At 68.1% G+C, this 5,506-nt stretch carries 6 protein-coding genes; 3 read left to right on the top strand and 3 right to left on the bottom strand.

The features are described 5' to 3' along the window. Positions 1 to 47: 47 nt before the first annotated feature. Complete coding sequence (locus DI269_RS04380; RefSeq protein ID WP_112133911.1) at positions 48 to 788, bottom strand: GntR family transcriptional regulator; 741 nt, start codon at positions 786 to 788, stop codon at positions 48 to 50. A gap of 355 nt (positions 789 to 1,143) precedes the next feature. On the opposite strand from DI269_RS04380, the gene DI269_RS26790 reads away from it, so the two are divergent. Beyond that, the gene (locus DI269_RS26790; protein WP_157974756.1) at positions 1,144 to 1,491 is read left to right on the top strand and encodes a hypothetical protein; all 348 of its coding nucleotides are present in this window, start codon (positions 1,144 to 1,146) and stop codon (positions 1,489 to 1,491) included. Beyond that, a complete protein-coding gene (locus DI269_RS04375; RefSeq protein ID WP_112133910.1) occupies positions 1,488 to 1,802 on the top strand; it encodes a hypothetical protein in 315 nt (104 codons plus the stop codon). The genes DI269_RS26790 and DI269_RS04375 overlap by 4 nt, the downstream gene beginning before the upstream one ends. Before the next feature lie 1,126 nt (positions 1,803 to 2,928). Here the strand turns inward: DI269_RS04375 and DI269_RS04365 are convergent. Continuing rightward, positions 2,929 to 3,714: a DeoR/GlpR family DNA-binding transcription regulator gene (locus DI269_RS04365; protein WP_112133908.1), complete on the bottom strand. Its 786-nt coding sequence runs from the start codon at positions 3,712 to 3,714 to the stop codon at positions 2,929 to 2,931. Positions 3,715 to 3,893: 179 nt separating this feature from the next. Between DI269_RS04365 and DI269_RS04360 the strand changes: the two genes are divergently transcribed. Then, the gene (locus tag DI269_RS04360) at positions 3,894 to 5,012 is read left to right on the top strand and encodes an N-acetylglucosamine-6-phosphate deacetylase (protein WP_112133912.1); all 1,119 of its coding nucleotides are present in this window, start codon (positions 3,894 to 3,896) and stop codon (positions 5,010 to 5,012) included. 55 nt (positions 5,013 to 5,067) lie between these two features. On the opposite strand, the gene DI269_RS26785 is transcribed toward DI269_RS04360, so the two are convergent. Next, positions 5,068 to 5,506: DUF4190 domain-containing protein (locus tag DI269_RS26785; RefSeq protein WP_198667133.1), on the bottom strand; the 439-nt coding region annotated here is incomplete at its 5' end.

Here is a 5,506-nt window from a genome sequence, read left to right as displayed (position 1 = left end):
GCCGGGCGCTTCGCGCCCGGCCCCCGGCCATTCGTTTGCGGTGGGATTCAGATCGTGGCGTGGTATTCGAGTTCGTAGGCGCCCGCATCCAGGACCATCTCGGTCACCTCGACGCAGCGCTCCCCACTGTCGAACGCCGCCCGGGTGATTGCGACGACCGGTGTGCCACCGGGAAGTTCGAGCGCCTCGACCTCGGTCGGCAACGGCATCCGAGCCCGCAGCCGCTCGGTGAAACGGACCGGCGCATGCCCGATCTCCGCGAGCCGCGCATAGACGCCGCCCGGCCCGGTGTCGGTGTAGACGACCGGAGTCGAGCGAACCATCTCCACCAGGTAGTACGAGTCGGCGAGCTGGACCAGCCGCTCATCGACTGCGAACCGCCGCGAACGGCGAAGCACCGGATCGCCCGCGGCGATCGAGAACTCGGCCGCCACCACTTCAGGCGCCTCGACCTCGCCCACAGTCACTTCGACTGTCCGAGCCCGCTTCCCGGTGTCGGCATCCTGGATCGCCTCCCCATCGCGCCAAGCTGACATGCGCGACGGAAAGGAACGCAGTATCGGTTCGAAGCTCCGGACGAAACTGCCCGAGCTCGGCTTGGTGATGATGAATCCGGTCTGACGCAGCTGGGCGAGGATCCGCGAGGCGGTGCCTCGATCGACCCCGAACTCTTCACTGATCAGGGTGGCACTCGGGATGCGCTCGCCAGGGGCGTAGGTCCCGTCCAGGATCCGCTGGCGCAGTGTTTCGGCGGCGATGGCTGCTGCCGAGGTCTGCTTGCGCTCCACTTCGATCGCCCCTCCTCGCCTGATGCCGCCTCAGCCTACTGAGTGCGATGCCGATGGGGGCCAGGCGAGAGGATCTCATTTCGATGCCATCGGATCTTGACCGATGGCATCGGTTGTGATTAACTTGCTTCCAGCTTCACTCTGGGTCGCCGACTCGTGGCGCTGACTCGCATCCAGCCTGTTCCGGGTGGGGAAGCAGGCTGGGTGCCACGGGGCGACCCTCGCCTGCTCTGGGGCCCGGGCCCCAGAGCAGGCGGAACTCGAACTCAATACGGCCGCACACAGAAAGCGGCCCGCCGGAAAAGCTTGGAACCCAGACCGGCGGGCCGCGCACTCCACGAGAAAGACCATTCTCATGGCATTTGTGAGCCTAGCGATCGATGCTGTACCCGCTTGGGCAAAGACCGACCTGCAACTGCACCAGCCATATAGAACCTGGCTCGGCTTCGGCCGCCTTCGCTGCGACTGGTGCGGCGAGCGCTGGGGCAGGCACGGCTGCCACGCCCGCGAATCGGCTGCGCGACACTTCCTCTACTCCGCATCGCCGGCTCAGCAGGAAGCCGCGCTCCTCGCGGGCGATATCACCGCCGAGGACCTCCAACTCCGTCGCCGGATCCGCCCGACCGGCGCCCACCGCCGCAGGCCCCGGCCCTACCCGACACCGCTTCCGCTGTCCGGTCGCCTGATCGGAGCAAGCGCATGAGCGCCACCAAGATCGGCACCGCCGAGTTCGGAGGTCGTGTCATCTCGGGATTTATCCCGCAGGGCGAGTCGGGATCGGTGATGCTCCGGCAGCTGTATCCACAGCCGCCTGTGGATATCGGGGTCATCGACCAGATCGAGGGTTCTGATCCGCAGTTGACTTTGAGTCAGACGCACTGCAAGGGCTGGTCCGATGCATGCCGGGAGGCGCTGAAGGTCTTCTTCGCCGACCGATTCCGTGAGCATGCCCGCCTCGCCGCCTTGCTGGGGATCGCCGCGGTACTCGGTGAGGCTGCCAACGGTCGGGAATGACACCGGGCAAGCCCGGTCCTGAAGTCGTTCGGCCGGGCTCGGGCCGGTGGCCGGTCGAGCTTAGAGCGGTCAGCGACGGAGTGAGGCGGAGCGGGGCCGCGGTTGGCGGCCGGGACCGGCGTCGGTTCCATGGTCGCGGAGGTCGCGGAGGTCGCGGAGGTCGCGGAGGTCGCGGAGGTCGCGGCGGGGGCTGCCTTCGCGGTGGAGGCCGCTGTCGCGATGCATTGTGCCGCTGTTGAATCCGATGCGCACATGCTCACTTCCCGCGGGGCTCGCCTGCTCATCGCGCTGTCTCCTTCCCGGTGGTCTTCGCGTGTGTTCCATCGCGGTCCGCTTCCGGCCCGCGGCGGTGCTGCTGTGGTCGGTGTACCGCCTCCGTGCGATTCGGCCGGTGAGCGGGGGTGCCCTGATTCGGTGCACGCTTCGCTTCGGCTGTGCTGAGGTGGGTGGTGGATCGGTGTGCCCGGTCAGGGGCACTGTTCGCTAGTCCGCTGCATCGACGGCGTTCGGTCAAGCTCGGCCAGAACATGTCCGGGGGCCGGTCGGAGGATCACTGGAGGAGGTTCCTCGCTCGTGTCCCCGGCATCGCCGCTTCGGCGTGCCGCCCGCTGGAATAACCGCGCCACCCTGTTCGGGTGTAGCCCTGTCGACTCTTCGGCGTGTGCCTCGTTCTGAGCACTTGCAACCCGGCTGAGGTGATCCCATCCGGACGTCTCCCGCATCCGGCCGCTGTTCTCGGCGCGGCGGTGCGAATCCCGATAGCACTGGGGACTGAGCCCGCCTGGACGGTCTCGACATCTGCATGGTCTGCGCGTCGGCCAGAGGCTTGTCTTAGTCTGCTTGCACCTCGCGCCACCTGTGCGAATCCCGTATCCCTGTGCGTACCTCAATTGTCCCACTGGTGTGCTTCAGTGTCATCACCCAATCGAGTGAATTGCACTCGCTCGCTCCACCAGATCTGTTGTGCCGCAAGGAAAATCGGGGTCGGCCCCCGCGCTCGGGCGTGCCTCACATTCGCCGTCCAGACGCCGACCGCGAGGCCGCCACCGGGCCCGCTCGCCCGCCTGCCTCTCCGTCGCTGATGCCCTGACCGCAGGACGCCACGAACCGAAAGGAGTTACGGCGATCAGACGACGATGACTCGGATGCCCGCTTCTTCGAAGCCGCGCAATTGTTCCGCGGGTGCGTTGCCGTCGGTGACGAGGGTGTGGACCCGGTCGGTGGGGCAGATTCGGGCGAAGGCGTGGCCTCCGATTTTGGAGCCGTCGGCTATCACCACGACTTTGCGGGCGCGGGCGGCCATGAGGGCGTTTATGGCGGCTTCGCCTTCGTGGTGGCTGGTGGCGCCGAGTTTGTGGTCGATGGCGTCGACGCCGAGGAAGGCGATGTCGAGGGTGATCTCGCGCAGGATCGGGGCCGCGAGGGGGCCGATCAGTTCGTAGGACTGGGGGCGGACGACGCCGCCCACTACGACGACTTTCAGGTGCGGGCGCACGATCAACTCGTTGGCGATGTTCAGCGCGTTGGTCACGATCGTCAGGCCTGTGGAGCCTGGGGTTGCCACGAGGTCGGTTCTTGTCGCGAGGGCCCTCGCAACCTCGGTGATCGTCGTGCCGCCGTTGAGGGCGATGACCTGGCCGGGGCTGACGAGGCCGGCGGCGGCGGTGCCGATGCGGTGCTTCTCCTCGACGTGGCGGGCGGTCTTGTAGCGGAGGGGGAGGTCGTAGGAGATGCCGCCGGCGACGGCGCCGCCGCGGGTGCGGGTGATCATCTGCTGCTGGGAGAGCTGGTCGAAGTCGCGCCGGATCGTCGCCTGCGAGACGCCGAGCCGCTCGGCCGCATCCTCCACCGTGATGCGTCCGGTCTCTGCGAGGATCTCCAGCAGGGTGTTCCACCGGGCGTAGCGGTCCACGTCGCTCCTCGGGTCGGGACAGCGGCGGGCCGCCGCTGTCTGCACGATAGTGTTCGAAGTAAGCTCTGGGGCGCTCGGGCCGTGCTCATGCGATGCTCGTGCGCTCATGGACATTGTGCCGCACCGGGGTGGGCCGACACACGCCGGATCGATTGGAAGGAGCGCCGGTGGACGGCGTCATGCTGCCGGCCGTGGGCCGGATCGTCACCCCCGACGGCATCGTCAACGGGACTCTGATCGTTGACGGGGACCGGTTCGAGGGTGTTCTGGAGCGGGACGGCGAGCCTACGGGTTGGGTCCTCCCGGGCTTTGTCGATGCGCATTGCCATGGGGGCGGTGGGTTCTCCTTGGCGAACGGAGATCCTGAATCTGCTCGGGCTGCTGCCTCCTTTCATGCTTCCCGCGGGACCACTACCGTTGTGGCTTCTCTCGTTTCTTCTTCGCACGAGTTCCTCCTCGACGCGACCAAAGCGCTGACGCCGCTCGCCGCGGAGGGCGTCCTGGCCGGCGTCCACTACGAAGGCCCGTACATCTCGGCGTCCAAATGCGGCGCGCACGCCCTGGAGGTTCTCCGGGACCCTGACCTCGGCGAGTTGACCGAGCTCATCGAGGCCGCGCGGCTCGCCGACGGCACCACCGCCGTCAAGATGGTCACCATCGCCCCCGAGCTCACGGGCGCCCTGGAGGCCATCGAGTTCCTCGACGGGCAGGGCGTCGTGCCCGCGATCGGCCACACCGACGCCTCGTACGAGGAGACCCTCGCCGGGATCGACGCGGGCGCGCAGGCCGCCACGCACCTGTTCAACGCCATGCGCGCCTTCAACCACCGCGACCCCGGCCCGATCCCCGCGCTCATGAACGACGAGCGGATCTTCTCCGAGGTCATCGCCGACCCGGTCCACCTGCACCCCGGGACCATGCGCTTCGCCTTCGACCTCTCGCTCCCGGCCTGGACGCTCCTCATCTCGGACGCGATGGACGCCGCCGGGCTCTCGGACGGCCACTACGTGCTCGGCCGCCACGAAGTCGAGGTCAAGAACGGGGTCGCCATGGTCGCCGGGACCGACGTCATCGCCGGGTCGACCATTACCTTGCTCGACGCCTTCCGCAACGCCGTGCGCCTGGCCGGGCAGTCCGTCGAGGCCGCCTCGCAGATGGCCTCCGCGACTCCCGCGGAACTGCTGGGCCTGCGCGAAGTCGGCGCCATCGAGGCCGGGAAGTACGCCGATGTCGTGGTCCTGGACGACGACTTCAACCTGGTCTCGGTCATGCGCCGGGGTGTCTGGCTCCAGGTCTGAGAACGAACGCGAACGGGGCCGGGGCATTGCGCCCCGGCCCCGTCTTTTTCACGCTTTACATCGGCGCCGTGTTGTACATGGTCGCGCTGCCCGCTCCGATGATCACGTAGATCAGGCAGAACGTGAAGAACGAGACGATGCCGAGCACGAGCCCGGTGATCGCGATCGACTTGTTCGTCGCCTGGCCCTTGTTCGCCCGCGACCAGCCGATCGCGCCGAACACGATCGCGAGGACGCCGAGCGGCCAGCTGAAGGCGTTCAGGCCCGGCACGAACGACAGGGCGACCGCGATGATCCCGCAGACCAGCGCCGCCTTCCCGAGGCCGTTGCGCGGCTGCTGCCCGTAGAGCGGCCCGTCGCCGTTGTACTGCGGCGGGGGCGGTGGCGGCGGCGGGATCGAGCCGCCGCCCGCGTACGGGCTGTACCCGGCGCCAGAAGGGGGCGGCCCGGGCGGGACGCCTCCCGGGACGTCGGGGCTCGGCACCCCGAAGTTC

Source organism: Glycomyces dulcitolivorans, assembly GCF_003265355.1.
Lineage (GTDB): Bacteria > Actinomycetota > Actinomycetes > Mycobacteriales > Micromonosporaceae > Glycomyces > Glycomyces dulcitolivorans.
The sequence above is the reverse complement of the archived record's forward strand: the minus strand, read 5'-3'. Positions and strand labels throughout refer to the sequence as shown.